The following is a 24,765-nucleotide window of genomic DNA, read 5'->3' as shown; positions in this document are numbered from 1 at the left end:
GGTTCAAGCTAAAACGCCTTCGGTATCCTGTAAGGACTTTCTTATATTTGGAGAAAAAATAAGGGAGGGCCTAGGCCCTCCCTTATTTTCTATGCCATTATTGCTTGGATTTGCTTGATCTCTCCACGCCGCAGAGCCTCTGCCTCTTCCCCACGAACGAGCGCTCCGGAAATTTCCGTCACCGTTCCATTCTGGTAGACTAGCGTCATGCTCTGAATAACAACCTTCTTCTCACCAAATGTATTCTCACATTGTGGGTTCGAATAAGTTACTTCCGTGCCACCTAGAAATGTGAAAGAGAGATTGCCTTGTTCATCAAATAGCCAGCCTGGTAGAACCGGATCCAAAGATAATGTAAGCTGTCCATCTTCTACTCTGAAAACATGGCTTCCGGCCATCATCGTTCTCCACATACTCAAGAACTCAGCAGTCGACCCACTTAATCTTGCAACGAACCCTCTACCATGATTGTTCGGATCAGGATTACCTCCGGTAGCGATAAAGGATGAATTTTCAAGCGTGCTGCGTCCATAGACAGCCGGATCTAGGAACGGAACTAGCGAGGTCTTCAGTTCTCCGTAGAACTCCTCATAAAGCCCGCCCTTCAACAGCTCAAGCAAATATTTGTAGGACATATGCAGGAAGTTGGACTCCCGCTCTAGCCAGCCTGGCGTAAAGGCTCTCATTCGTCCGATCTCATGAGACTCACCCTCTAGACTAACCGAAGTTTGATACATCGACGTAGTCGGATCATATAGCTCTGTTTGCTTAATCAAATTATAGATTTCTTTGGCTTGCACCGGATCTTTCAGCGTCTTCAACAGGCGAGTAGGCCCCTCAAGGAAGTATGGCAATGCATAGACCTCAAACTCCTCTACCACAGCTTTTGGCAGGCCGTATCCGCTAAGTACTGGTTGACCTTCAGCATCTGTTACCTGCTGGAATTTCTTCGCCTCAAAGCGGAAATAGGTTGGGGTAAGTCCGTTACCAAGTTCTACTGCCTTGTTAATTCCCTCGTCGATTTTGACCAAGAACTTGGAGAGGGCCTCACGAATGTATTCTAAGGTTACTTCAGACTCAGTTCCAGTAATACCGAAACGGATACGTGCTCTATAAGCCTCACGCGCCGAAGCTACAGTATCCCAATAATTAAATTGTTCCAAATCTCCCGACAGAACCGCCGTGACCGCATGATATACCTCTTCAAGCAACTGTGCAATTTCTTCTGGCAGGTCTACAGCTCCTTGGACGCTTTCTTTGCTGTTCAGAGCATCTAACAAAAAGACTACGGTACGTTTCAGCTCAAAAGTCTCACTCATTCCGGAGCCGAACAATCCAGGCAGTCCATTCATAGCATCGTTCCAGCCCGGCTTATTGCCTTCCATTTCTACACCCATACCATAAGGATCAAGCGTAGCAAATTTATTCAAGGCAAGAGACAACATCTTCACGAACAGATTGGTGTGGTAAATGGCGCCGTGACCGCCTTCAGTACGCAGCCAATGGGTATCTCCAGCTTTCCATTTCAGCTTGTGCAGCTTCTCCTCATCCTCAAGGAGTGCACCATATTGCCGGGCCTTTCCGTCACTGATTACATATTTCTCACTGCGTGGCAGCACATACGCTGGGCTGTCATAGAACGCATAGGTGTTATCCCCAAATAGAAGCTCCTGCTTTTTGTCAGGGAAGATATCCAAGTAACCTACTACCAGATCCATATTATATGTCCAGTGATCCGACCAGAAGCCTTCGCCAAAAGCTGCCTCAATGTTTTGTTGTGACAGGGCAAGTAATCCCGACAAAAATTGTTGCTCGCTTACCTTTAAGGTAACATTATGATCCGCAATATAGTTTACTAAGCTACCTGGTGTGAACCGAGTGCTACACAGCTTTACAAGCTCAGCTTGATGATCTGCCGCAGCTTCTCCAATCCACTCCGCAGCTTGTGCCTTACTATCCGGTTTCACTTCAAAGGTTGTTCCTTGCACGCTCAGTGGATTGTAACCATCCGCCTGAATCAAGCTATAGAACATTTTGATGTTAAAGCTACCCACCTTCGGATTAAAAAACACATCATTCCGACGATTCTGATTCATATCACGGAAGTTTCCGTTCCCCTGTGAATAATATTCTGGGGCGAGTGAGAAGAAATTGTAGTCACGCTCCAAGTCACCGTGCTTACGCGAGTATAAGTGAACTACAAAGCCATCACCACCATTGTCAAAGACAAAAGGATAGCCTCCACGCAGGAAGTTATCGAGATAGGATTGACGGCAATACGCATCAAACACAGCCGATGAAGTGTGAGTAGCAATGTCTTCCGTTAATTCCTCCGTCAGACCTGCGGCCTCTTGAGATTTAGACAGGATATATTCATCGCGGCATAACTGCTCCGCCTTCTTATTGATTTTGTCGATGTCATTTACATGTCCAACCAGTGTATTCAGGATCAGATTGCTACCTGGCGCTAAACGTCTTGCCACTCCGCTAAAACCGCACGGAACCTTGTTGACCGGGTATTGCGGAAGCTCGCCCAGTTCGGCAAGGGTTAATCCCGCAAAGCGGTCTGGATACGTAAGCGAGGTATTGCCACCAAAGACTAGCTCGAAATCGACGATTGGCGAGACTTTTTCTCCTTCTCCAGTGAACGACAGGTAGAAATGGCCATTGGTAATTTCGCTAACCTGTGCATCATCATTGGTGCTGGAACGCAGCTTGTAGAAAGGAATACCATTCTCTAAGTTGTATACGTCCATCCAGCTGCGCAGCAGATTCCCTATTTCCTTGTATCCACTGTTTTCTACGCCGTAAGGCAATATTTCAGGCAAACCGTCCATCAGCTCTAGCTCGATCTCTTTACCGCCGATGTTCTCAATCTCTACCCGACGTACCAATGCTGCATAATCGTCATTAGGCAAATTAAAATAGTGTACGGTCGTCTTCAGACCATGTGCGGCATGGCTTTCTTCAATGGTAAGCCCATTAGGCAAAATGGTCATGAGGCGCTTTGCAGCAGGATCTGGACGCGCAGATTGAAACGGTTCATAAATCTCTTGCTCGCCTTTAATTTTGATAAAGGTTCTGAAACCGGTCGTCCCTACGTTCTTATAAGAGATATTTGCAGGAGAGAATTCCATGATTGGCGAATTCTTATCGCGTACCCCGAAGCTGCAAATGGCCTGCCCCCGATTCACATAAAAAGTCCACATCGGAATTCCCTTCAGTCCGGCAAGACCCGGTAAGAAACTGGAAAAAGGCTTTCCTTCATCAAATTGCTCCATTACAAATGTACCTGATTCGAAATAATAGTTGCTCATACTTATGTCCTCCTAGGTTGTAGATTATTTATGAAATCAAATGCGTTACGATGGAATGAGGCGATAGCTCGCAGCTTGCAATCTCTTCGCCTAGACCTAGCGTTACACTGTGCACTTCTTCACTTTCATTCATCAGTACGACAGCAATACTACCGTCGGGATTGCGGAATGCTGTGGTTAAGATACCTTCCGCTTCAGAGGTAAATCCGATCCGTACCGCACCTGGCACAATGAATTTACTGAAATGCCCAATGTAATAATAGGAGCTGTTATAGTGCACTTCATCCGTTGTAGTATCTGCAATAATCGGCGCATCGCAGAGATTGCCTACATGGTTAGGACCTCCAGTCTCATCCAGTACCAGGTTCCAATCCAGGTATCCTTCTGTCCACGCATTGAGATCTCCAATCATGTTTCTGCCGTAACGTTCGCCTGTAAACCATTCTCCCAGCTTAACGCCGCCCTCTTGGCAGCCCTCTGTGAACAACAAATGCTTGTCAGGAAATAAATCATGTACCTTTTCTACTTTGTCGAACTCCTCGCCTCCGTACCAGTGAATACCTGTACCCCACACATACTTTGCAGCTTCAGGATCAGATAATACTGCCGAAGCACGCTCGACCATAATATCGCGGTTATGATCCCAGATTACAATGTTCACATCTGAATGGCCGGTCTGATGCATCACCGGTCCAAGATAATTTTTAACAAAATCCCGTTCCTCTTCCGCACTATAAATACATGAATCCCAGATCTGAACGGCAGCCGGCTCATTTTGCACGGAAACTGCCCAAATCGGTACTCCCTCTTTTCCATAAGCTTCAATGAATTTCGTATAGTAGCGTGCCCAAACTTCTGCGTATTCCGGCTTCAGTGATCCACCGTTATTCATTTCCCCATTTGTTTTCATCCATGCCGGAGGGCTCCAAGGAGAAGCTAGCATCGTGAATGCACCGCCTCTTACTTCCATGGCGTCTTTTATCAGCGGAAGTACCCACTTATGGTCATGTGAGATATCAAAAGTAGCTAGCTCTGTGTCATGATCAGCAACATAAGTATAATTGCCGAGGGCAAAATCACAGCTGTGAATATGAACACGCCCCATGCTATAACCTAATCCCTCTACTGGATGGAAGTACCGATGAATAACCTCTGCTCGTTTCTCGGAGCTCAGACGTGACAACGTATAAGCAGCAGCTTCAGTGAAAGCGCCGCCAAATCCAATCATCTTTTGAAACTCCTGCTCTGGCTTAATCTCCACATCGGCAGACCCAGATCCTACTCTTGCGCTAAAAACAATTGCATCTTTTGGAGTTAAGCGTTCCCCTGTATCTTTTGCAGTTACCACAGTTTGAACTTTTGCCATTTCATCCATCTCCTCTGAATTGTTTTCTTACCAAAGCACTAGTCTTTACTGGATCATCTTCCGATGTTATAGATTCGGAACAATGAGCCATCAAATCGAAACAATCGAAACCGGTTTCGATTGTTTCGAAAAAAAATGATCTTCCAAATCAATTGAAAGAGCATTTATAACAATGGGTCTATTATAGCTCCATCTCACTAAATAAGATGTGCCAAATACCACTATCTCATCTCATAAGAACAATTGAAAGCTATACTGTCTTTTACTTTAGCAGGACTCTTTTCAGTTCGTCAAGATTTATCAGACTACTTTCCGCTAATCGGAGGTGCACAGGATTCCCGTTCAACCACTTCCACCGGAACTAAAATCGCTTCCTTATCTAATACTTTACCTTCAATTGAGGTTAAAAGAATGTCCGCCGCTTGGCTTCCAAGAAGCTCCGTATCCTGACGCACCGTTGTCAATGCAGGTGTAACGTACTCGGCAAGATCAATGTCATCGTAACCCATAACTGAAATATCCATCGGTACGGAAAGTCCACTATCTTTAGCGGCCATAATAGCCCCTAAGGCTAGTAAGTCACCGGAAGCAAAGACGGCGGTTGGACGTTCAGGGAGCTTAAGAAGCTCCAGCATCGCGTTATAGCCGCTTTCTCGAGAATAAAAGGCTCCGTTTACAACATAGGACTTAGGTACTTTAAACCCTCGCTGCATCATAGCGGTCTTGTAACCCAACTCCCGCATTTTACCTGGAAATGTATTCATGCCTCCGGAAATATGGGCAATCTTGCGATGCCCCAAAGAGGCTAGATACTCCACTGCCAGCTGGGCTCCAGAAGTATTATCTGAGCATACCGTATGCGTCTCAGAAGTCTCAAAATCCATAATAACGGTAGGAATATCACTCTCAAGCAGTTCACGGAAATACGGATCCTCATAATCGGACAAGAAGACAACAACGCCGTCTACGCCACGAATCCTGCAATTCTCTAAATAACCGCTTTGCTTACCACCGACATCTTTGGAGATAAACATGAGGGCATAACCCTTTTCAACAGCAACCTTCTTAAAGCTTTCGATCACAGCGCTGAAAAAAGGATGGCGAATACCAAATCCCGTATTCTCTACGAACAGCACGCCGATGGTCCACGATTTCTTAGTGGTCAATGTACGGGCATGTGAATTTGGCAAATACCCCATTTCTTGGGCAACCCGGAATATTTCCTGACGAGTTTTCTCACGTACATCGGAATAATTATTAAACGCCTTAGAAACCGTTGTTGGAGAGTAACCGGTTCTTTTGGCAATATCGTATATCGTTGTCAAATCGGCTCGCTCCTTGCCCTGACAAATGAAATGCCTTTTGTTCACTGCAATTTTAACGTCTTTCCGTACCGCCGTCCAGCGAAAAGTAACTTTGTACAGAGGGGAGTAGTGTAACGGTCTGAATCAACAGCCCTAGACTCATATAGATCAGATGTATCATTGCAACACTATTCAGCATGTACGTCTGCACCGTTATCCAAATGATTTGCCCAAACCCGATATACAGAGACAAAGCCCAGAAGCTATATAATTTCTTGAACGGATTTAATCGTTCCACCAAGTGCCATTGAGGTCTCTTAATCAGACCATAAACAATGAGCAGAGGCAGTAAACCAAATACGATAAATAACAGAATACCCGGGAATAAAAAATCTGAGAATGGCGATCTTTCCAGCATAGAAGTCGGCATTTTCATTAGATCGCCGCTAGGATCTATTACAAGAGCACCGCCCCCTCCTAACGCTCCAACCCCCAAAAAAATAAGAAGAATATAAAGCCATGTTACTGTACCCGGCCTTCCCTTCGTTAATTCCATTTCACTACCCCATTTCAATATAAGAATTAGAGCAACCTTATTTTGATAACGATTTTACTCTCCTTCTATTTTACAAGTTTTCCCTGTTTACCGCCGAGATGCATATCACAAACTTAGCAGTGATTTCGCTTTTTTTACGTACGATGTGAACAGCAGCGCTTTACGTTATACTAAGTTTAGAAGCTAACCTTTCACCTGACGGATCTCATAAATAGAAACCATTGAATCACAAGTACAAACGCTTTCGTCGTCCCTATAAGGGCGGTAAGCGTTTAGCGAGAAATTTAAGACATAAAGTATGGTGTGAAACCTATAGTTTCTTATATTTAAAAAAACAAGGAGACAGGACATGCGTACACATGCGCTGCACCTAACATACTTATGAATGATACCGACCTTCTATCTACCAAACAGTGTGCTTATTGCCACAAACAGAAGCCGCTCTCTGAGTTTCGCAGACGTACAGGCAAACGTTCCAAGGGGCAGTCACGCCGTGGTGCCTGCCGTGAATGTAGGAAACAACGGGAAACACTAAATATAAAACTCACAGCAAACCCCTTACTGGTGAAGCTTGATACGATCCAAACCCATCAGCACACTCTATTGGAGCGTCCCAAAGAGGGAAAGCCGTCTTCCGCTGCTGCTTCTTCAGGACAATCTAATCCGAACCGACGCGTACGAGGTTTGGAACAGCGAAGAAAAAGGCCGCATGCTCAAGGCACAAAGCTAAATCCCGAAGATCCAACCCAATTGATTCCTTCTACCAAAGGGATGATTCTAATGCGCGGTCATAGCGACAAGGGACGGCGCTGGCATCAGGAGATTGATCTAGAGCTTGCAATTACCCTGGTCAGGGAACATGCCGCTATCGTTGTAAACCGTCGAACGATTCGACGATTGTATAGTAATAAGGATTTTCGCGCTTATATACTAGCCAGAGACAATTACACCTGCTACTTCTGCGGCGCTTATGGGGACACCATTGATCATTTACTACCTCGTGCTAAAGGTGGTCATACAACCCCAGATAATTGCGTCTGCGCTTGCACGTTATGTAATCAGACTAAAGCTGATAAATCTGTTGAGGATTTTATGGGCCGAATATAACAACTTAAACCAAAAAGCCCTAATTCGTAGGTTGTTCTGTTTCCGTGAACAGAACAGCCTCCGAGATTAGGGTCGCTTTTTAATATGGAGAAGTGTAGTTTATTTAGTTGCCTGTAATATTCTTAACTCGTCCTACCTGTCCGCTAGTCAATCTGACCTTAATGCCATGCGGATGCCGAGGCGAGTTCGTGAGAATATCTTTCACCGTACCGTGTGTTAGCTTGCCTGTAGGCTGATCCTGTTTAAGTACAATATCCACTTCAAGCCCAGGACGAATATCCGCTCTTACTTGTCCGTTCATAATGTAATCCCCTTTCATGGGTTATAATGTTGTCAACTACAATAGATAAGGATGAGACGTTATGGCCTTCGGCATCAATAGAGAAGAATTATCCCGGTGGAAAAAAGCGGTCTCCGCAGGAGAGATCGCCTTCTTGACTCATTATTGGCTGGATCCACGCTTTCCCGGCATCACTACCGTCACCAAGGTGGGCTGTAGTGATCTTACCACACTGAAACACTGGTGCGAGGAGAATGGATTGCCTGCCCAATATATTCATAATCGTTCATCGTTTCCCCACTTTGACCTCATTGGACCTAGGCAGGCAGAAATCCTTCGACAAGAAGGTCAATGGGATCAACTGGAACGTTTCAAACTGCTCTAAATACAAATTGTGATTTGAGACGTATTAATTACTTCTTTTTGCGTAAATCCTGCATGATTTTACGGCCGGTAGGTGTCTGTGCTAAACCGCCCCCTGCAGTCTCGCGGTGTTTCTCTGGCATAGCTGATCCTACCTCGAGCATGACCTTGATAACTTCATCTGAAGGAATCACACTACGAACACCAGCCAGTGCCATATCTGCGGCGGCAAGTGCGGTAACTGCACCGAATCCGTTTCTAACAATACAAGGAATCTCTACAAGTCCGCCAACCGGATCACAAATCAGGCCTAAAGTGTTCTTAAGTGCTAACCCGACAGCATGCACTGCTTGCGCAGGCGTTCCGCCGCGTAGCTCGGTTAACGCGCCTGCTGCCATCCCAATGGCAGAACCTACCTCAGCTTGACAGCCACCTTCCGCACCCGATACAAAGGAGTTATTGGCGATGACATAACCGATGGCCCCGGCTGCGAACAATCCGGATACCATGTAGTCATCATCCCAGCCAAACCGTTCCTGACAGCTGAGAAATACACCCGGAATAATCCCGCATGAACCAGCAGTAGGCGTCGCAATGATCCGGCCCATAGAAGCATTCACTTCGGATACAGCCAGCGCGTAAGCCATAGCTTGACCTGCAGGTCCACCTAGGCATGGCTCATCAGCCGCGTTGTATGCTCCTACCCGCTGGGCATCCATGCCTGTAAGGCCGCTGCGCGAAGTTGTATCTTCATGCATCCCGCGATGAACAGCCTCTTTCATCACGCCATAATATTCACGCATCGTGGAAAATTCATGATCACTGGAACGTCCAGATTCCGCGCTTTGCTCTTCGAGCATAAGTGCTCCAATCGTGAGACCACGTTCCTCACACAATACAGCCAGCTCGCTAAGTGTTTGAAAATTCATGTTAAACTTTCCTTCCCCTTCTCATCTTGCTTACCTTCGTTTAAATTAACCAACTTCACGGATTTCACAGCAGTGAGCGCTTTAAGCGCTTCAATAAGCTCCGGTGTAGCCGCTTCATCCAGCTCCAGCACCGTTAAGGCTGCACCACTACGATTCTTGCGATCCAGAGACATATGCCCTATATTAAACTGTCCGTTACGCATCACTTCCGTAACACTCGCCAGAACACCTAAATAATCCATATGATTAATCAGAACCGTCGGATAGATCCCCGTAAGCTTCACTCCAAAACCGTCGATATCAACAATCTCGATGTTTCCGCCACCAATAGATGTCCCTGTTAGTGTCAGTTCGCTTCCTGTTTCTTGTCCGATGAGATGCAGCTTAACGGTGTTCGGATGTGGGAACAGACCTGTTCCTTGCTTAAAAGAAACTTCCATCCCGGCTTCGACCGCCAGTTCTAGGGAATCTGGAAGCCGATGATCGTCGGTAGTGAAATCAAGTAACCCTCCAACAATCGCTCGATCTGTGCCATGTCCCTGATAAGTTGCTGCAAAAGAACCAAAAAACGTTACTTCAGCCACACGCGGTACTTCACCCAACACCTGCCTTGCAGCCCTCCCGATCCGTGCCGCCCCAGCGGTATGTGAGCTTGAAGGACCGACCATCGCCGGACCAATAATTGAAAATACATCCTTAAAACGCATAAAAGACCTCCTGCCTGCAAGAATAGGCAATTATCGTACTCCTATATAGTATACTGCACTAGCAGTCGGAGTTCACCGTGACATTTGCTGTGATATCCAAATGCCTGACTTTGCGTATTCAAAGGCTAGTATTTCTATTTCATGTCCTGAGTATCACAAGATATCCTGGGAGCACAGCATAATTCCACCTCTATACTGCCAGCCCATCCCTTCCCAGAACCTCTTCCATGTTCATTGGTTTCAATAACTATCAGGTGGCACTTGGTAATACCGGCTGCGCGGAGATTCTCAAGACAAGATCATACTTGTTCCCTCGCTTGAACAGAATGGCATAAAGCATGAAGAGCGCTCCGAGGAAGCTTTTCCAGCTCCAGCAGCGCTTCGTAAGGATCGCCCTCTAATCCCATAGCTTTCGCAAAGGCAGGCTCTGTCTTCCATCCGCTTGATTTTAAAAGAATGATCCGTTCGCGAAAATCATCATCCATCTGAGCTAAAATTTCAGCTTCAACGATCATATGCAAATAACCATTCTGGAGCTCCGTTCGCCTCGGCTGTCCAAACAGTTCGATAGGCCAGCCCTTTACCATAAAGTTAATTTTCGTTCGAGGAATCCCTTGAACCACTCGTGATTCGCTAACAAACCCCTCCATGGCTCCAAAATATCGAACAACTAGCGCCTTAAAATCCGCAGGATCATGAACCTCACATATGATATCCAAATCGCTGCCCTCCACTTGAATTCCAAGCGGTATTGTCCCAACCAACAAAGGGTTATAGTCCTTTAGCAAATTCATAATATCGAGCTCTAAAAGAAGGTTATAGACCTCTTTCTGAACCGCGGTTCCATGAATCAAATCATCGATATTTCGCCAATCATTCATTTTGGACAAGCGCCTCCTCCGACTCGGGTTTATAAACGCATATGTATGTATTGATGACAGCGCACGCTTTTCTGGGCGCATGCATAGAAATATACGGAAGGTAGAACGCAAGGAGGTTATTTCAAAAAAATGAATCCCATCTACACCTATTATGGGGAGCGGACAGTATGTAAAGAGCAGCCTATTGCTTTTCCTCCACAGCATCAAGATCGTCAGCCGGGCCTGGAGAGTCTGATGAATCCTCGTCCCATCAGTGAAAACCCGCAAATTATCGGCAGTGGAAAACTGAAGGGAAAGGTTGCACTCATTACCGGAGGCGACAGCGGGATTGGTAAAGCCGCAGCCATTGCTTTTGCAAAAGAAGGTGCAGACATTGCTATAGCTTATTTATACGAAGCCTCAGATGCGGAAGTCACTCAAAAGCGGATCGAAGAATTAGGGTAACGCTGTCTAAGGATTGAAGTTGATTTACGCCATAAGGAGAATTGCTTCAGGGCTGTGGAGCATACGATCCGCACCTTAGGCAAGCTGGACATTCTGGTCAATAATCACGGGGTCCAATATCCACAAAAAAGTATTTTGGATATAACAGAAGAGCAATTGTACCAGACGTTCCAGACGAATATCTTTCCATTCTTTTACCTCACTCAGGCCGCACTTCCACATCTTAAAAAAGGTGCATCCATCATTAATACCGCTTCCATTACTGCCTATCAAGGAAATAAAGAGCTCATAGATTATTCCTCCACCAAAGGGGCGGTAGTCTCTTTTACCCGCTCTTTAGCCTTATCTCTCGTCGACGCTGGCGTCCGAGTCAACAGTGTAGCTCCCGGTCCGGTATGGACCCCACTGATTCCCTCAAGCTACTCTGCAGAGGAAGTTAGTATCTTTGGTACAGATACACCCTTTAAACGTGCTGCACAGCCTTATGAGCTAGCAGGAGCATGTCTCTTTTTAGCGGGCCCTGATTCTTCATATGTTACCGGGACATGTATACATGTCAACGGTGGAGATATGGTCACCAGCTGATACACAACTCACCACGAGAGGAATGTATACCTATGAATAAGATGCCCGATTATGATATTCCTTCTGTCCGTTTAACAAGCGGCATGTATGCCTTAACAAAATTAGCCTGCGCAGGGCTAACGTACGTCCTTATCTCCTTACTTATGCTTGGGTTTCCACAACATAACGGCATACCAGAGGGTTGGCCACTTTCGATCCCCTATGCGATTTACGCTTATGGACTGCCAGCCGCACTAGTAGCCGATGTTCTGCTGCGCCTCCTGCGTACCACATCCCACATCGTTTCCCTTGTTGTATACGTAGCCGCAGGTTTCGGTGCAGGTCTATGGCTGGCAGCAGAACAAGGTGCAGAGCTACTGCTGTGGGGCCTGGCTGGAATTTTGGGACTGCTGCTGCTACGAGTGACGCAACTGGGTGTAGAGCGTTCCCCTCTGTTACTGCCTGTGTTTGCACTATTTCTACCGCTGCTCTGCTTGCTGCTGTTATAAGCTGCACTCAGAGTGCTTCTATGATATCACCGGCAATAATAGCCGCTGGATTATTCCGCTGACGGGCGGCTCTCTCCCCTGCTAATCCGTGTAGATATACACCAAAAGCTGCTGCCTGCGCCTCATTCAGTCCCTGAGCCAGCAGGCTGGAAATGATGCCCGTTAGCACATCACCGGCTCCACCAGTACCCATGCCGGGATGGCCTGTGGTGTTTACATAAGCTTGCCCTTCAGGCGTTGCTATAACCGTATGTGCTCCTTTTAATACAAGCGTAACCTCATGCTCTTTCGCATATCCCATAGCCAGACTGATGCGGTCCCGTTGTACCTCAGCTGTTGTTATACTAGCAAGACGGGCCATCTCACCTGGATGAGGCGTCAGAATCACCGGATGGCGTCTACTTGCCCAGCTCTTGTAATCAGCGTCAGCTAATATATTTAAAGCATCCGCATCGATCACCAGCGGACAATCCGTCCCTTCCCAGAGATTGCGAAGCCATTCTGTATCAGCCTCGAATCGACCAAGACCGGGACCAATGGCAAGAACATCTCGTTCTTTACTTAGCTTCAGTAGCTCTGAAACGCTCCCTGCTTGCCAGGTTCCATCTTCATTGCCCCCAACATCGGCTAACATGAGTTCAGGGGCAGAACCGATGATACAGGGCAGCAGCTTCTGAGGAAGCGCCCATGTCACTAATCCGCAGCCTGCCCGGAGCGCAGCACGGGCAGAGAGCAGTCCGGCGCCGCTCATTCTTAAGGTGCCGGCAGCAAGAAGGACATGCCCATAAGTACCCTTATGGCCTTCAGGCGAACGCCGGCGGGCCATATCTACGCCCAGATGGGCATGCAGCACTTCCGGTGTCAGCAGGTGAACCTGCACACCGCTTTCAGGGGCCAAAGAAGACGGAATGCCGATGGCCCGGACCTTCACATGCCCCGCGGCGCCTGCACCGGGGTATTGCAGGAGGCCTCGCTTGAGAAACGCGAGGCAAACCGTCACTGACGCATGAATGCAAGGCTCATGCGTCTCACCGGTGTCCGCGTTCAGACCACTCGGGATGTCCGCGGACACGATCACTTTGCCGCTGCTATTCGCTGCGGCAATCAGCTCCGCATAGGCACCGCGAGGGGCTCCCGCGGCGCCGGTGCCGAGCAGCGCATCCAAGATGCCGCTGCACTCGGCAAGGTCCAGCCGATCCCTGCCGTATACCACGGCAGGAAGGCCCATAGCTGCAGCCGCATCGCGCTGCAGGGCGTCCTCGCCGGAGAGCGACTCCGGCGGCACCGCATAAACGAGCGTGACGGCGATGCCGATCTCGCGAAGATACCGTGCGGCGGCGAGGCCATCGCCGCCGTTGTTGCCTTTGCCGACGAGGATGAACCATCGCTCGGTGGCGGCATTGTCCAAGGTCAGCGCATGATCTGCGCTGACCTGAAATGCCACGCCAGCCAGCGCGGCATCCTTCCCGACGTCTTCCCATCCAGCTGCATTTCTGCAGCCCTCTCCACCTCTCCGCCGGCACAGCGCAACGATCTCCTCTGCGATCACTCTTCCCGCATTCTCCATCAGCGCAATAGCTGGAATCCCCAGCCGCTGGATTGTTTCTCCGTCCAGCCGCCGCATTTGCTCAGCAGTTACCAGATACATGGTTCGGCCCCTTTCCGCTACACTTCAATCCACAACTAGCTTGATATCAATAAGCTACAGTAAATCTCGTCCGGCTAAAATTCCCTTCCTCCAGCTCGTCCACCATAGCTACAGCAAAATCCTCTACACTGATTATACTTTCGCCATTCTCATCAAAAACGAGACGGTCGAGTCCAATGCGGAATTGGCCTGTACGTCGACCTGAATGAACTACCGCAGCAGGACTGGCATACGTATAGTCCAGTTCTGTGTTTTTGTAAATTTCATAAGCTTCCGCATGTGCCTCTGCCAGTGGTCTAATCTGAGCAGGGAAATCTGCCGTATCCATCAACAGCTCTCCTGATTCAGTCTTCAAACTCCCTGCACCACCCACAACTAACAGTCGATTTAGCCCAGCTTCTTGCATTCCCTCTACAATTGCCTTAGCTGCTGTTAGCAAATCCTTCTCTTGGCCGAGTGCTGGACCGTATGCACTGATTACCTCTTCATGTCCACGGACCGCAGCTGCAACTGAAGCAGGATCTAGAACATCTACAGTCGTGATATGCAAACGTTCATGTTCAAGAGTTACTGATTCTGGATTCCGTACCGCAGCTGTTACCTCATGTTTTCTTTTTAAAGCCTCCTGTACAATCGCCTTTCCAATCGTTCCTGATGCACCCAATACTACAACATCCATCTGTTTTTTCCTCACTTTTTCCGGGTAAGGCCAGCGTGCGGCCTTCCTGCTTATTTATATTTTTCAATACTCGTCTCAATAGCCTTTCCCTTACAACCTTTAATCATTATTTATCCCCTGAGGTCCATTTGAAATCAAAACGCATCCGTTAACTTCCAAACGAAAAACCCCTTCACCAATACAAGGGGCACTCTCTACTAAGTAGCATGTCCTCACATTAAGGGCGCAAAAACATTCCCTGAGAACGTGGCATGACCGATTCAAAGCCATATTGTGCATATAATTTAGAGGCTTCCCCATCTGCAATCAAACTTACATAAGCCTTCTCCGGTACAGTATGAAGGAACTCTCTGATTTCTCGCATAATCAATTTCCCTAAACCCCGTCCTTGATGTGAAGGCTTAACCGCGATATCCGCAACCTGAAAAAAGCATCCCCCATCGCCAATCACCCTGCCCATCCCGACCAAGGAATCCTCCTCATACAAAGTTACCGCAAAAATAGAACGAGGTAACCCTATTGCAGCACCTTCCGCGCTCATTGCACTCAATCCAGCCTCTTTTCTCAGCGCTAAATACTGTTCCACTGAAGGACATTCATGACGTATATCCAGCTTTCCTGTTGTCCCCATACCGTTCCCCTCCTAGCATCTTACAATAAAATAGAATTAGCGCCGTTCAGCATTGCTGTTCCAACTATATACGACTCAATGGTGCACAGGCAAGACTCGCCTCCGTCGAATATACAAAAGCCGCCTGGCACATAGGCTAGGCGGCTTTTTTTATCAACGATTTTCATTATTATGAAGTATTATCTTCTTATTAAATAGGCGATTACTCCCAATAATCTGGTTAACTGATCTGGTATATCGTTTACTACCACAAGAACAAGTCGTTCCCCTTTAACTTAAAAATAGCTTCCATAAAGTAATAATCGCCATAAATGATTGAAACATGAATGTCTTTATGATGATACGCTGCTGAACCGCCCATTAAAAGATGATCAAAATCTTTCGTCCAGTCGCAGCGAGTAGCGTCCACTGTTTTCAGGAGCTTCAGCGCAGCGTTCAGATAGACCTCCTTTTCGAGCTCGCCAACAACTTGGGCGATCTCGATCAGTCCGCAAGCTGCGATCACCGCTGCCGTGGAGTCTTCGTAAGCGGGCTCCTTCGGTTGCCGGAAATCGATTGGAATAACCCCGTTATCCGGAATATTAGCCATAAAATAATGCGCCACCCGTTTGGCCGCCTGCAAATACTCCGGCTTTCCCGTATGCGTATAACTGATCATAAAGCCGTATAAAGCCCAGGTCTGCCCACGTGTCCAGGACGAGCCATCCTCGTAGCCTTGGCCGCCGTAAGTTCGGACCACGCCTCCATGGAACGGATCGAACTCCACGATATGATTCACGGAACCGTCCGGCCTGATAAAAGCTTCTAGAGCAGTGTCCGCATGCCTCATTGCGATTTGCGCATATCGCGGATCTTTAGTCTCTTCGCTCGCCCAATAGAGAAGCGGGAGATTCATCATGCAGTCCACGATCGCCCACCCTCTTGTATCTTCGCTGGCCGTATCATCGTTCCAAGCGCGGATAAATCCGCCTGCCAGATTAAATCGTCCAGCAAGTAAGTTGGCGGCATGCATTGCCCTCTTACGAGATTCCGGATTTCCGGTAACTTTATAATTGGCCAAGCTCGTAGGCAACCACATAAATCCGACATCATGATGCAGACCGTAGAATTGATGGAAGCAGGCATCCAATGCATCCTCCGTGAAATTGGCGATTTCCTTGTACTTCTGAGCACCGGTTTCATGGTGCATGAGCCACATCATACCTCCCCAAAATCCATTCGTCCACCAGTTGATATCTTTTTCGATCTGATTGTCGTGCGTGCCATTTCTTGTCGTGTATGGAATTTTGTTTCTTGATCGTTCACATACGGCGTCCATTTTGTCCGTTAGTTTAGAAATGACATTATCTACCCAAATTTGATCATCAGCCTGAAGGTTCAACAATCTGCTCACTCCTATTTTTAACTTTCTAAGGGTCCCCCCTTTTCAAGCCCGTTTGCTTATGTGCATATCTCTTTCGTTTATCGAAACCAAGTACTGATCTCCAAGCTCGAAGCTAAATACACCTTCCTCTTCTTCAATAATCTGAACGTCAGGCTGTTGCCCCCCTTGAAAAGGAATAAGCACGGTCAAGAAAGTCATAGTACCGCTGTATCTATCCTGAAAGCGGACCCTTGTCGAAGGCCTTGAGAGATCGGTCTCATCGGATAATCTTCCCTCCAAGAGATTCAATTCTCCCGTATGGCTTGTCGCTATCGCCAGATTCGCAATATCACTTGTCGCGACCACACCGTTCTTGTTCTCCTCCACCTCGACAAAATCTAGATGGAAATAGCGCTGAACGCTATGGTCATTCAGCCCTTCTACCCGATCGGCAATAAGCACGAATCGATTATCCACTAGCGAAATATGCCGGTAATGAACAACCGGATCGTAGTTGGTATGACAAGCACTGGCGAGCCGGTAGAAGCCTCTATCTTCTACATTGTAGATTCCACCGGGCTTTTGCGGCCCGAATTTAAACGGAGAAATATACTCGAAATGATCTCGCTCATCGATCAGCAGTGTGGAGTGATAATTTGAGCTCTTAAACTGTTTGCGGTCTTCATCATCCCGATAACAAAAAAATCCGGGATCGCAAATCATGTCTTTTCCAAGCGCCGTAAAATCAAAGCTCATCAAATCGATATGGGCATGGGCATTCTGTATTGGGCTTTTACATGTAAATAAAAAGCTAAGAGCCTTCGAATCCCAGCCGCTGCGGATAATCGCTTGATCTAGCGTACGATTCCAGAATGTCGTCTGCTTATCTAATACAAATTGTCTGCCCTGCAGAGAATGCAGCTCTTCCACGAATTGGCGAACATCGAGTGCTCTCCATACATGCTTGCTTGCTTCCCGTACCACCTCAGTCACATCGATCAAGTTCGTTGCTAGCCCCAGCCAGGAAACATCATCCAACGCAAAATACCCATAAACACCGGACATTACAGCAAGCGGGTTCGCATAGGAATCACCTACAGGTACACATTTCCCGGTTGGTCTTAACGAGTAAATGGAGTAATCCAGATTTTTTCTAAACCGTTCCATGTACGCTGGGGAGAACTGAAACTGGAAACGCTTAGCCAGAACCACAGCCAGCCCAAACCAGAACATACAGCCATTATGATACGATGGGCAGCCCTCGATTTGACCGCCGTCCTCTGTCAGTTGCGCCATGCTGCACTTTTCGATGCCCTCGATCGCAAAAGCCTTCCATTCCTCAGCTTCTTTCAGCTCGGGAAAGTAAAGGGCAGTCGTCAGAAGGCCCAAACATTCCATTAAATAATGGTTATGATCTGCTTTAGGCCACAGCTGAGGCGACACGTTACGCAAAGCTTTTACTTGCTTGTAAATGACCGTTAAATACTGCTCTAATACTACCTCCGTAAACAGCTCCGAGCGGCCTAGATGCTCCAAGACAAGCGGCCAAATTTTGTAGCCCCGGATACCAATCTCCAAAACCCTCAGCGGATGGCATTCCGTAAAATAGCCAATCGGCTTATCCAGTAAGTCCTCAGGAATAGTGACCGTTTCGATCCAGTCCAGCATTTCGTCGATGACCTTTAGTCCATATTTCGCGTCCTTGGTGAGCGAGTAGGCTTCCAGTAAATCCTGCCAATGAGTCATGCGGTTCAGCTGCCATAAATATTCATTGTCATTATGTCTGCGCTCTAGCCAGCTAGGCGGATTCCCGACAAACTCCCTGACTCCCCCTGTGCCAGGAAGCATGATCATTCCTTGATAGGCGAATTCAGCATTCGCGATCGTCTCACGCACGTGATCAGGCATATGTGCTGCGATATAGGCGGCCTTCTCATCCATCGGCTCCAGCCGCGAACGCAAGTTAGCTAATAGCTCCGTCGTAGTCATCTGCTCTTTCAGCAATGATTGCAGATTCATTTATCCATCTCCGTTATGTTATTTTCGATTATGAATGCTCCCTCCGAAATCATCTAGACTCCGGAAGGAGCGATTCCAACTATTTCATGTAACGGTCGTATGCAACTTGCTCTAACGCAAGCAAATCCTTGATGCCTAAGTCTTCCAATTCCTTGATATACTTACTGAATGTCTCATCGTTGACCGGTTCCACACCTAGCACCCATCTCTGCAGCTTTTCCTCAACATAAGTCAGTACGCCAGCATTTAACTCTTCAAATTCGCTCCGTTCCTCATCCGTATACGAAATCGGCGGATAAGCCTCCATAATATAGCCATTATCAATGTATTCCTTGATGCCTTTCAATGCAGTCGCGTTTGTCCATTGTTCTTCGTAAGCATAGTCTTGATGGAAGGCGAGCTCAATTTGTCCTCCCTCTTCCTGAAGCTGTTGAATCACTGTCTTTTCTTTATTTTCCAATATGGATTCTTTAAACTTCGGCTTGCCGTCCACGAGATCGTAGTGTTTTCCTTCGATACCAAAGTTCATCAATCTCCGGCCCTCCTCTGAGAACCAGAAATCCATATATTTGATCGCTTCGACGGGATGCTTAGTTGCCGCCGAGATTCCCCACCCGCTCGCATGCGTCTGCTTACGGGAGCTCTCTTCGACGACTTTGCCCTCGGTATTCGCTGGAGGCGTCATCGGACCAAAGGAGAAGCCAGAAATCTTAGTCGCAAGAATGTCATTGAAGTTAGCCGTGCTGGCGAACCAGTCGTGCGTTATGCCACCTATATTGTCTCCGAGCAAAATGTCACGCGCTTTCGCTCCGCGGGTGAAGATTTCTTTATCGATTAGGCCTTCCTTGTACCACTTCGCAATATTCTCGATTGCTGTCTTATAGCCCGGCTCATACATGCCGTACTTGACGACACCGTTGTCCGCGTAAAATCCGCGTTTTGCCGCATCGGCCCCGCCCCGCACGCCCCACTGGATCAACAAATCGTAAATCCCATCCAGCTTGGTTCGGCTAAAGTATGGAATTTCATCGTTTACTCCGTTACCGTTCGGATCTTTTTCTTTGAATTCTTTTAATAGTGCATGCAGCTCATCTACCGTTTTCGGCTGCTCAAGTCCCAACTTATCCAGCCAATCCTGGCGTACAAACCAGCCCTTGGCAGCCGGTCCATCTGGAGTAAAGTTTAGAAAATACGTCTTGCCGTTATAAGCCTTCATAAATTTGGCTGCATCTGGATGTTCGGACAAGAACTTTTTAATGTTCGGTGCATGTTCTTCGATCAATCCATCTAGCTCGAGAAAGGCTCCTTCAATCCCAAGGCTGTCGTACTGCTCTTTAATTTGATGATGAACCAGATCCGGAATTTTCCCTGAAGCCATCATTGTATTGAACAGTTCTTTACTATTCGTTGAGGCCTTAGATGCGGTTCCCTTCAGCTTAATATTGGTCATAGCTTCCGCTTCTTTAAAGATAGGCCAGTTATCATCGTATATAAACGTATCTGTGTAGTGCATGTGGATCGTCAGTTCAAGCGGGTCTTTGACGATCAGGTGCCCAGACAACTGGGTTGTGTCTGACTCTTTTGAATCATTCGCCGCACTTCCGCTATTTTGCGGAGCGTTATTATTACTACAGCCTGCCAGCAGCATACCGACTGTCATCATGATTATTGCAGATGATTTCATCCATTTTTTGTTACCCACATTCATGACCTCCCAATATTGGTTTCTTGCTTTCATAATAAAAAGTTGGAAACAGCCACTAGCCTTTGACGGAGCCGATCATGGTTCCTTTGACGAAATATTTCTGAATGAAGGGATAAGCTGCAACAATCGGAATAATGGAAATGATGATAGTCGCATAGATGATCGTTTCCTTTGAATATACCGCCATATTGCCCATCTCGTCATTCACGTTCATCTCAACAATCAGCTTCTTTAGCAGGACTTGTAGCGGCACCTTGCTCTCGTCGCTCAGTAGGATCATCGTCCAGAAATATCCATTCCAGCGGTGCACCGCATAGAACAATCCGATCGTCACAAGAGCGGCTTTGGACAGCGGCAGATACACCTTCCATAAGATCGTCAGATCATTTGCTCCGTCAACCTTCGCCGCTTCCTCGAGTTCCTCCGGAATGCCCTGGAAGAACGTTCTCATGAGGAACACATAGAAGGTCGTAATCGCGAATCCGATAACAATTGTGAACCTGCTATCGAGCATGTTCAAATCTCGGAAATTAAGATACATCGGAATCATGCCCGGTTGGAACCACATCGTCAGCGCGATAAAGAAGCTGATGGCCGTGCGCCCCATAATCCGTTTCTTAGACAAGGCATACGCACCGCAAATGGTGAGAATCAAGTTGGCCATTACGCCGAATATGGTGTAATAGAACGTGTTTAAGTAGGCAATCCAAATTCCCTTTTCCGATAATACCTTTGCATAGGAGTCAAAGTTAATATCTTTCGGCAACAAGATCACTTTGCCGGTAACGACCGCGTCGGAGGAGCTGATGGATGCGGATAAGACATACACAAAAGGGTACAACGCAAGCAAAGCAATAATCCCAAGAAATACGCAGTTAAAGATATAAAACAGCTTTTCGCCTCTGGTTTTTTTCATCTTCCATCACCTACCATAATCCAGTATCCGTTAACTTCTTGCTCATCTTATTGGCAAATACGACGAGAATAAATCCAACGACGGCATTAAACAGTCCCACCGCTGTAGCCAGATCGTAACGTGCATCCTGCAGACCAGCCCGATATACGTAGGTGTTAATAACGTCGGCCGCCTCATAGGTGGCTGGTTGATACAGAAGAATGATCGCCTCATAGCCAACTTCCAGCATGGAACCCACCTTCATGACAAGCATGATTGCGATCGTTGGAATGATGGCGGGAAGTGTGATATGCCACATTTGCTTCCATTTGTTAGCTCCATCGATAACCGCCGCTTCGTACAAGGCCGGATTGACGCCGGACAAAGCGGCTATATAGATGATGGTACCAAATCCCGCTTCCTTCCAAATATCCATGGACCCGATAAAAATAGTTCGGAAATAATCGGGATTGGTCAGAAAGTATTGCTTCTCGCCACCCATCATCTCAATCAGGATATTGATAATACCGTTACTAGGAGCCAAGAAGTTGGTAACAATCCCAGCTACGACAACGACCGAAATAAAATGGGGCAAATACGTAAAGGTCTGCACCGTTGTCTTGAAAATTCCATTCTTCAATTCGTTAAATAACAAAGCGAGGATAATCGGCACAGGAAACGCGAACAGCAATTGATACAAACTGAGTAATACTGTATTTTTTAATAGCCGCCAGAAATATGGACTTTTAAAAAAGCTTTCGAAGTGTTCAAACCCCACCCAGGGACTCGCTTCAATTCCTTTATATACACTGAAATCCTTAAAGGCGATCTGCAGGCCGTACATCGGCTTATACGCAAAGATGATATACCAAGCCAGAAACGGTATCAGGAGCAGGTAAAGATAACGGTCCCTGATCAGGTTGGTTTTTATTTCTTTAAAGTTAAGCAGCACCCTCTTCTCCTCTCGCAACGATGTTTAGCTGATCCCTTCAGGAGCGCTCCTATTTGAAAGGTCAGCGTTGCAATTTAAACTATAGAAACGAATGTAAGCGCTGTCTATCGCCATTATTTCATCTAGCAGCAACTCTTTATGTCTGGGTTCATAATGTGCATTATTTTATGTATCAACAATTTCTCGTTATATAGAGAAATGCCCGTCGAACATACAATAGCCGCCTGGCAATTAAGCTAGGCGGCTTTGTTTTGAATCAACGGTTCTCATTACTTGAAGCCTCATTCCTTCTCGTTAAGCTTCTTTGCGTATTGGCCAGGAGCTAATCCTTCATACTTGCGGAACATGCGAATAAACGTATTCGCATTGTTGCACCCAACCATTAGTGCTAAATCTCCAATTTTGATATCTTTCTGCTGGCGCATAATTTCTTTAGCTTGCTGCACACGATAAAAATTCAAGTAATCTTTAAAGTTTTCTCCGGAATGATTTTTGAACGCGATGCTGACATAACCGGGAGAGAAGTTAAACTCCTCCGCTATCATGCTAAGCGATAAATCCCTATTGTAGTTGTCATGAATATATTCAATCATCCGCTTTACCGTACTGTTATCCATCATTTCATTCTGCTGATCAATCGTATCCATCATGGCGCCAAACAAGGAAGTAATGGCGGAAACCATTAGCTCCTTTGATTCGCCGTGCTGTACGATGTCCAGAGATTCCTTATGAGCTTGAACGAACTCTTCGAAAGGCATATTCAACTGCTGGATAATTCGACTCAGCGTAGCCAACACAAGCAGGCTGAACTGGTCGAGCTGCTGCCTGGTTAACTGCCTTTGCTCCAGATTTTCCGATAGCAGGCGATTTAGCGTATTTAAAGCATTCTCCCGCTTGCCGCGAATCACATAGCTGATCAGCTCTCGTTCCGTATCGATAGGATAATAATAGCTCACCATCTGAACTTGACTGAGTTGTTTATACGTAATGACGGAAGTCTTGTCCACTGCCGATCTCCTCTTCAGAATATCAAGGGCCTGGATAAAGGAGCGGTCAATTTCGCCAGCAGAGGCTACGGGCTGGCCTACTGCTGCAGTCAATCCGTATGCATGTGCGTCCTCGATTTGAGCCATCGCTTTCATGAGCTTCTTCTGAATGGATTCCGTATCGGATTCACTGATTATGAAGACAAATTTGGTGAAATCGTGATCAAGCAACTCACAAGGAAAATGAACTTTCAACTGCTCATGAATAATCAAGGAAGTCTTTAATTTTATCGTAAGAATCGCATCTTTCGAATATTGCTCCTCCAATTCCTTAGCGTTCGAGAATGAAATCACACAAACGCTCAAGTTGCTAGAAAGGCTTTGCAGTTGATGTGCATTTAGCAGGTCATCCACCTTCTCAGGTGGAACGAGTCCATGGAGCAAATCCCGAAGGAACTTGTCTCTCATCGAAAGCTTGTGCTCATGTAGCGCGGATTTCATCTGTTCATTGGCTTTACTTATACTCGTCGCTGTCTCGTTCAAGAAAGCGAATTCGTCTGCTCCCACAGGCTCACCGTAGCTCTTGAACAATCCTACGAGATGACCCACAGGCCGGTACATGCGCCTGGAAACTGTATAGGCGAACGCAAGTCCCACAAAGATAAGAATGGCTAATAAAAGTACAGCCCCTTTTAAATTGGGGGAAAAGGAGTCCACCAAAGAGTAGTTCTGTGTAACATACATATACGACCATTGCGGCATTGTATTCGAGCGGATTAAATGGAAATCGAATTCATCATTGGATAGCTTCTTATAATCCACGGTTGCCTGTTCATCCAGTTGTGCCAGTGGATAGGCAAGCAATTGCTTTTCCCGTTTATCGTCAAAGCTTGATTTAAGCGTCACGTATCTACCATTCTCGATAATGGCAAAAGCTTCTTGCGTATCAGGGGATAGGGGCGGTAGCAGCAATTGTTCAAAGAAGGAGACCACAAAAAATAATGAATTCCCTATTCCTACCCGTTCCGGATTAACGATAATTATGGATGCGCTTTCATTATCTGTCGAAGTTGTCTTTTGGCGGCTCGATAGCGTTATGGTTGGACTCGTGCTGTCTGTGCCTAATTGTGCCAAATCCTCATTCGTCATTCCCATATCTTCCATATAGCGTCTTCTATCCGACGAAATTTGCGGCGTTATGACCAGATCGTCGTTAGTCTTCATTAAATCAATGCTATATCCGAATTCAGAGAATGCGTCTATATGATTTTGCAGTGCATAAGAGGTTTGTGTAATCTCATAGTAATTGCGTTCTTTTTCAGCGAATTTAACAACATGATCATTACGTCTCAATTGCGCAATTAAATTGAAAGAAACGCCGAGTTTCGTGTCAATTTTGTCGCGCGATTGCATGAGAAAATTCTGCTGGTTTTGACTCAATTCCGATCGCACTCTTTGACCGTCTTTAAAAAAAGAAAGGCAGACCGCAATCATCGTGTAAGCGAATACAATAATAAGATAAGCTATAAGTAGTTTTGTGAAAAAGGACTTTCTAAGCAC

General features: G+C 46.6%; 20 protein-coding genes and 1 pseudogene. 4 read left to right on the top strand and 17 right to left on the bottom strand.

Going from position 1 to position 24,765, the window contains the following annotated elements; all coding sequences use genetic code 11:
* Window positions 1–89: 89 nt before the first annotated feature.
* The 4 genes from NST34_RS02295 to NST34_RS02280 all read right to left on the bottom strand — a co-directional run bounded on the left by NST34_RS02295 (window position 90) and on the right by NST34_RS02280 (window position 6,543).
* Entirely contained in the window at window positions 90–3,317 is a 3,228-nt protein-coding gene (locus NST34_RS02295) for a cellobiose phosphorylase (RefSeq protein ID WP_341127049.1), read from the bottom strand.
* Window positions 3,318–3,345: 28 nt separating this feature from the next.
* Window positions 3,346–4,683, bottom strand: a complete 1,338-nt coding sequence (locus NST34_RS02290) for a glycoside hydrolase family 30 protein (RefSeq protein ID WP_339244500.1) — start codon at window positions 4,681–4,683, stop codon at window positions 3,346–3,348.
* Between the two features lie 305 nt (window positions 4,684–4,988).
* Window positions 4,989–6,008, bottom strand: coding sequence for a LacI family DNA-binding transcriptional regulator (locus NST34_RS02285; RefSeq protein ID WP_076300118.1), 1,020 nt, complete (start codon window positions 6,006–6,008; stop codon window positions 4,989–4,991).
* 52 nt (window positions 6,009–6,060) lie between these two features.
* Window positions 6,061–6,543: a hypothetical protein gene (locus NST34_RS02280; protein ID WP_341127048.1), complete on the bottom strand. Its 483-nt coding sequence runs from the start codon at window positions 6,541–6,543 to the stop codon at window positions 6,061–6,063.
* Between the two features lie 381 nt (window positions 6,544–6,924).
* Between NST34_RS02280 and NST34_RS02275 the strand changes: the two genes are divergently transcribed.
* Window positions 6,925–7,650, top strand: coding sequence for an HNH endonuclease (locus tag NST34_RS02275; RefSeq protein ID WP_341127047.1), 726 nt, complete (start codon window positions 6,925–6,927; stop codon window positions 7,648–7,650).
* A gap of 103 nt (window positions 7,651–7,753) precedes the next feature.
* On the opposite strand, the gene NST34_RS02270 is transcribed toward NST34_RS02275, so the two are convergent.
* A complete protein-coding gene (locus NST34_RS02270) occupies window positions 7,754–7,951 on the bottom strand; it encodes a YwbE family protein (protein ID WP_042184438.1) in 198 nt (65 codons plus the stop codon).
* A 61-nt stretch (window positions 7,952–8,012) separates the two neighbouring features.
* On the opposite strand from NST34_RS02270, the gene NST34_RS02265 reads away from it, so the two are divergent.
* On the top strand, window positions 8,013–8,315 hold the full coding sequence (locus tag NST34_RS02265; RefSeq protein WP_042184436.1) for a hypothetical protein: 303 nt from the start codon (window positions 8,013–8,015) through the stop codon (window positions 8,313–8,315).
* A gap of 28 nt (window positions 8,316–8,343) precedes the next feature.
* Here the strand turns inward: NST34_RS02265 and sdaAA are convergent, their stop codons facing one another.
* The 3 genes from sdaAA to NST34_RS02250 form a co-directional block, all read right to left on the bottom strand.
* The gene (gene sdaAA, locus NST34_RS02260) at window positions 8,344–9,222 is read right to left on the bottom strand and encodes an L-serine ammonia-lyase, iron-sulfur-dependent, subunit alpha (RefSeq protein WP_042184434.1); all 879 of its coding nucleotides are present in this window, start codon (window positions 9,220–9,222) and stop codon (window positions 8,344–8,346) included.
* Window positions 9,219–9,929 (bottom strand): L-serine ammonia-lyase, iron-sulfur-dependent subunit beta, encoded by a 711-nt coding sequence (sdaAB, locus tag NST34_RS02255; RefSeq protein WP_076285196.1) that lies wholly within the window; start codon window positions 9,927–9,929, stop codon window positions 9,219–9,221. The genes sdaAA and sdaAB overlap by 4 nt, the downstream gene beginning before the upstream one ends.
* 299 nt (window positions 9,930–10,228) lie before the next feature.
* A complete protein-coding gene (locus tag NST34_RS02250) occupies window positions 10,229–10,810 on the bottom strand; it encodes a DUF4269 domain-containing protein (RefSeq protein WP_340973896.1) in 582 nt (193 codons plus the stop codon).
* 129 nt (window positions 10,811–10,939) lie between these two features.
* On the opposite strand from NST34_RS02250, the pseudogene NST34_RS02245 reads away from it, so the two are divergent.
* Window positions 10,940–11,839 (top strand): annotated as a pseudogene (locus tag NST34_RS02245) (SDR family oxidoreductase).
* Between the two features lie 32 nt (window positions 11,840–11,871).
* Window positions 11,872–12,327: a hypothetical protein gene (locus tag NST34_RS02240; RefSeq protein ID WP_076300113.1), complete on the top strand. Its 456-nt coding sequence runs from the start codon at window positions 11,872–11,874 to the stop codon at window positions 12,325–12,327.
* Window positions 12,328–12,334: 7 nt separating this feature from the next.
* On the opposite strand, the gene NST34_RS02235 is transcribed toward NST34_RS02240, so the two are convergent.
* The 9 genes from NST34_RS02235 to NST34_RS02195 all read right to left on the bottom strand — a co-directional run bounded on the left by NST34_RS02235 (window position 12,335) and on the right by NST34_RS02195 (window position 24,765).
* On the bottom strand, window positions 12,335–13,975 hold the full coding sequence (locus NST34_RS02235; protein ID WP_341127046.1) for an NAD(P)H-hydrate dehydratase: 1,641 nt from the start codon (window positions 13,973–13,975) through the stop codon (window positions 12,335–12,337).
* Window positions 13,976–14,021: 46 nt separating this feature from the next.
* A complete protein-coding gene (locus NST34_RS02230; RefSeq protein WP_340973890.1) occupies window positions 14,022–14,654 on the bottom strand; it encodes an NAD(P)-dependent oxidoreductase in 633 nt (210 codons plus the stop codon).
* 217 nt (window positions 14,655–14,871) lie between these two features.
* On the bottom strand, window positions 14,872–15,285 hold the full coding sequence (locus tag NST34_RS02225) for a GNAT family N-acetyltransferase (protein ID WP_341127045.1): 414 nt from the start codon (window positions 15,283–15,285) through the stop codon (window positions 14,872–14,874).
* Window positions 15,286–15,529: 244 nt separating this feature from the next.
* A complete protein-coding gene (locus tag NST34_RS02220; protein ID WP_405175483.1) occupies window positions 15,530–16,669 on the bottom strand; it encodes a glycoside hydrolase family 88 protein in 1,140 nt (379 codons plus the stop codon).
* Window positions 16,670–16,711: 42 nt separating this feature from the next.
* Window positions 16,712–18,667: an alginate lyase family protein gene (locus tag NST34_RS02215; RefSeq protein WP_341127044.1), complete on the bottom strand. Its 1,956-nt coding sequence runs from the start codon at window positions 18,665–18,667 to the stop codon at window positions 16,712–16,714.
* A gap of 79 nt (window positions 18,668–18,746) precedes the next feature.
* On the bottom strand, window positions 18,747–20,369 hold the full coding sequence (locus NST34_RS02210) for an extracellular solute-binding protein (protein ID WP_341127043.1): 1,623 nt from the start codon (window positions 20,367–20,369) through the stop codon (window positions 18,747–18,749).
* Window positions 20,370–20,427: 58 nt separating this feature from the next.
* Window positions 20,428–21,288 carry a carbohydrate ABC transporter permease gene (locus tag NST34_RS02205; protein ID WP_076285188.1) on the bottom strand — a complete coding sequence of 287 codons (861 nt, stop codon included), beginning with the start codon at window positions 21,286–21,288 and terminating at the stop codon, window positions 20,428–20,430.
* A gap of 10 nt (window positions 21,289–21,298) precedes the next feature.
* Entirely contained in the window at window positions 21,299–22,219 is a 921-nt protein-coding gene (locus tag NST34_RS02200; protein WP_256716358.1) for an ABC transporter permease, read from the bottom strand.
* 281 nt (window positions 22,220–22,500) lie between these two features.
* Complete coding sequence (locus tag NST34_RS02195; RefSeq protein ID WP_341127042.1) at window positions 22,501–24,765, bottom strand: helix-turn-helix domain-containing protein; 2,265 nt, start codon at window positions 24,763–24,765, stop codon at window positions 22,501–22,503.

The sequence above is a fragment of the Paenibacillus sp. FSL H7-0714 genome, from assembly GCF_038003765.1.
Classification (GTDB): domain Bacteria; phylum Bacillota; class Bacilli; order Paenibacillales; family Paenibacillaceae; genus Paenibacillus_AQ.
This window is presented reverse-complemented; position numbering and strand designations above follow the sequence as displayed.